Consider the following 3080-nt stretch of genomic DNA (forward strand, 5'->3'; position numbering starts at 1 on the left):
GGAGGAAATGTTATGGAATTAATATTAAAAGCAAAAGACATTCGTGTGGAATTCAAAGGACGCGATGTTTTAGATATAAATGAATTAGAAGTATATGATTATGACCGTATTGGTTTAGTAGGAGCAAATGGTGCTGGAAAAAGCACTTTACTCAGGGTACTTTTAGGAGAATTAACTCCCCCAGGATGTAAAATGAATCGTCTGGGTGAACTTGCCTATATTCCCCAGTTGGACGAAGTAACTCTGCAGGAGGAAAAAGATTTTGCACTTGTAGGCAAGCTAGGTGTTGAGCAATTAAATATACAGACTATGAGCGGTGGTGAAGAAACAAGGCTTAAAATAGCACAGGCCTTATCGGCACAGGTTCATGGTATTTTAGCGGATGAACCTACGAGCCATTTAGACCGTGAAGGAATTGATTTTCTAATAGGACAGCTAAAATATTTTACAGGTGCACTGTTAGTTATTAGCCATGACCGCTATTTTCTTGATGAAATAGTAGATAAAATATGGGAACTGAAAGATGGCAAAATCACTGAGTATTGGGGAAACTATTCTGATTATCTTCGTCAGAAAGAGGAAGAACGTAAGAGCCAAGCTGCAGAATACGAACAATTTATTGCGGAACGTGCCCGATTGGAAAGGGCTGCGGAGGAAAAGCGAAAACAGGCTCGTAAAATAGAACAGAAGGCAAAAGGTTCTTCAAAGAAAAAAAGTACTGAAGACGGAGGGCGTTTAGCTCATCAAAAATCAATAGGAAGTAAGGAAAAAAAGATGTATAATGCTGCTAAAACCCTAGAGCACAGGATTGCGGCCTTAGGAAAAGTAGAAGCTCCGGAAGGCATTCGCAGAATTCGTTTCAGGCAAAGTAAAGCATTGGAGCTCCATAATCCATACCCTATAGTCGGTGCAGAAATTAATAAAGTATTTGGGGATAAGGCTCTGTTTGAAAATGCATCTTTTCAAATTCCGTTAGGAGCAAAAGTGGCGTTAACTGGTGGTAATGGAATCGGAAAAACAACTTTAATCCAAATGATCTTAAACCATGAAGAAGGAATTTCTATTTCGCCTAAGGCAAAAATAGGTTACTTTGCACAGAATGGTTACAAGTACAACAGTAATCAGAATGTTATGGAGTTTATGCAGAAGGATTGTGACTACAATATATCAGAAATTCGTTCAGTGCTAGCATCTATGGGGTTCAAACAGAACGATATTGGAAAAAGTTTATCTGTTTTAAGCGGTGGAGAAATTATAAAATTGTTGCTTGCTAAAATGCTCATGGGTAGATATAACATCCTAATAATGGATGAACCCAGTAACTTCCTTGACATACCAAGTTTAGAGGCTTTGGAAATACTAATGAAGGAGTACACCGGAACTATCGTGTTTATCACCCACGATAAACGATTACTCGAAAATGTAGCAGATGTAGTTTATGAAATTAGAGATAAGAAAATAAATCTGAAACATTAAATTTAAGGTAGTCGCTGGTCAGTATAGTCTGTTCTGGTTGGCGACTCCATTGTTAAAGAGTATAAAGACTTTAGATTTTATGAATATTAAAAATAGGAACAGTCAATTGAACTGCTCCTATTTTTCTGCTAAATATATTGTAGTTTTCTTATATGTATAATGATAGATTAGCGGATTCTCATCTACGGTACTTACTTCAAATATGAAGAAGTGATCGCGGTTATCTCTGGACTTTTCCTTATTGAGGACAAAGTAATTCTTACGTGAAGTCGCCATTGTTTTTAGGATATCATCAGTTAGGAAGGTCAATGGAATATTCATGTTGGAATAGCGGTAGAAGTCACATTCAAAATCTTGGTAGCTCTCGCTGTAGTAGTCCATTTGCAGTTGGTTACGCTGAAACTTAAGCTGATTCATAAAGCACCTCCTCGACAAGTTCAATACTAATAATGTCTTTTAATTTCAAATTGATGTGACCTGTTGTAGTTTTTATCAAAATGAAATCTTTGGTCAGACTTGGTATTGTTCCAGTGTAGGAAACACGCTTGTTTTTTTCAATCACTTGAATGCGTGTGCGTAGCTGCCCGGCGTATACTTGACTGAGGAGTAATAATTTCTTCTCTAGTGATAAGTCAGACATGTACGTTACTTTGTTTGTATCATCAGAGAGTGCTGATGCATGTTCAGATAGGAAAAAGCCCATCCATTTTTGCATCTTTGTATCCTGGTACTCTCTTGCTGATTGAAATGGTAAATATGAACGGTCAATCATATCAAATCCTTTCTATGCAGAGGCAAGGGTATTTTTATCAAATTGAATCGTAAAACCTTGAATTCCCCCACCTGTGTAACATTCTTTAAAGCGATTGATTACCTCAGTATAGATTATCACAGATGAGCTTGTTGGCTTAATGCTAAATGTAAATTCCAATGGTAATCGGTTTTCAGATTTAGCATGTACTAGTCGTATCGATATTTCAGTTGTTTTGAGTTTTCTCTGACGAAGTTTTGAAGTTGCTGTTTCAACGATTCCATGTAAAAATCTTTCAAGCATTTCAATATCATTACATCCTTTGCTACGGATTTCTGAAAATTGTACTGTATTTTTTTCTTGTTTCATTTTAATCCCTCCAATCCACCCGCGGAATGACCACCGATAAGTTTACTGCGTTCAATATTTCTGGAACCTTCAGTTAGGACGGTTCCTTTTTGTATGGCTAAAAAACCAAACTGTTCTCTGACAACATCAATAGCTGTCTGAAGTCTATTATCTTTTTCAATTTGTTCTACATCATCAAAGAGTGATAGTAGAGTATAGCTTTCATCTACGAAGCCACTATAAGATACACCAATTTGTCTCACTGCACCAGAGGTGTATTTTTTCGGAATAATACAAGTACATGACTCACCATTGTTTTGGGGAGATTTGCGGGTTCAATTTTATTCTGAGCATTTATAGATTTTTTCATCTCAGTCCTAGAATAGCCAATATGAATAGAAACGACAGTAGTCAATACTAGGGCTACTGTTCCGTTCCACAGTATCATTTAAAAATCATTTTCACACCCTTTCGTCTATTAGTATAGAAGAAAGCTCTCAGCACA

Annotated in this window: 5 protein-coding genes; 1 reads left to right on the plus strand and 4 read right to left on the minus strand. The window is 36.8% G+C overall.

Annotation, left to right across the window (positions count from 1 at the left end; genetic code table 11):
- Positions 1-12: 12 nt before the first annotated feature.
- Positions 13-1476 (plus strand): ABC-F type ribosomal protection protein Msr(D), encoded by a 1464-nt coding sequence (gene msr(D) / locus RWO85_RS10025; RefSeq protein ID WP_000420313.1) that lies wholly within the window; start codon positions 13-15, stop codon positions 1474-1476.
- Positions 1477-1593: 117 nt separating this feature from the next.
- Here msr(D) and RWO85_RS10030 read toward each other — a convergent pair whose 3' ends face one another.
- The 4 genes from RWO85_RS10030 to RWO85_RS10045 are packed head-to-tail and all read right to left on the minus strand — an operon-like array spanning position 1594 to position 2838.
- Positions 1594-1893, minus strand: a complete 300-nt coding sequence (locus RWO85_RS10030) for a DUF5960 family protein (RefSeq protein ID WP_070697132.1) — start codon at positions 1891-1893, stop codon at positions 1594-1596.
- Positions 1880-2248: a hypothetical protein gene (locus RWO85_RS10035; protein WP_000567222.1), complete on the minus strand. Its 369-nt coding sequence runs from the start codon at positions 2246-2248 to the stop codon at positions 1880-1882. The genes RWO85_RS10030 and RWO85_RS10035 overlap by 14 nt, the downstream gene beginning before the upstream one ends.
- Positions 2249-2260: 12 nt before the next feature.
- Positions 2261-2596 carry a hypothetical protein gene (locus tag RWO85_RS10040; RefSeq protein ID WP_000806926.1) on the minus strand — a complete coding sequence of 112 codons (336 nt, stop codon included), beginning with the start codon at positions 2594-2596 and terminating at the stop codon, positions 2261-2263.
- Positions 2593-2838 carry a hypothetical protein gene (locus RWO85_RS10045; protein ID WP_001813542.1) on the minus strand — a complete coding sequence of 82 codons (246 nt, stop codon included), beginning with the start codon at positions 2836-2838 and terminating at the stop codon, positions 2593-2595. The genes RWO85_RS10040 and RWO85_RS10045 overlap by 4 nt, the downstream gene beginning before the upstream one ends.
- Positions 2839-3080: the final 242 nt, after the last annotated feature.

Source organism: uncultured Streptococcus sp. (assembly GCF_963521865.1).
In the GTDB taxonomy this organism is placed as follows: domain Bacteria; phylum Bacillota; class Bacilli; order Lactobacillales; family Streptococcaceae; genus Streptococcus.

What these genes read in the sequence shown, in the direction of transcription:
- RWO85_RS10030 (WP_070697132.1), bottom strand. Translation starts at nt 1,893, where the DNA reads ATGAATCAGCTTAAGTTTCAGCGTAACCAACTGCAAATGGACTACTAC.
- RWO85_RS10040 (WP_000806926.1), bottom strand. Translation starts at nt 2,596, where the DNA reads ATGAAACAAGAAAAAAATACAGTACAATTTTCAGAAATCCGTAGCAAA.
- RWO85_RS10035 (WP_000567222.1), bottom strand. Translation starts at nt 2,248, where the DNA reads ATGATTGACCGTTCATATTTACCATTTCAATCAGCAAGAGAGTACCAG.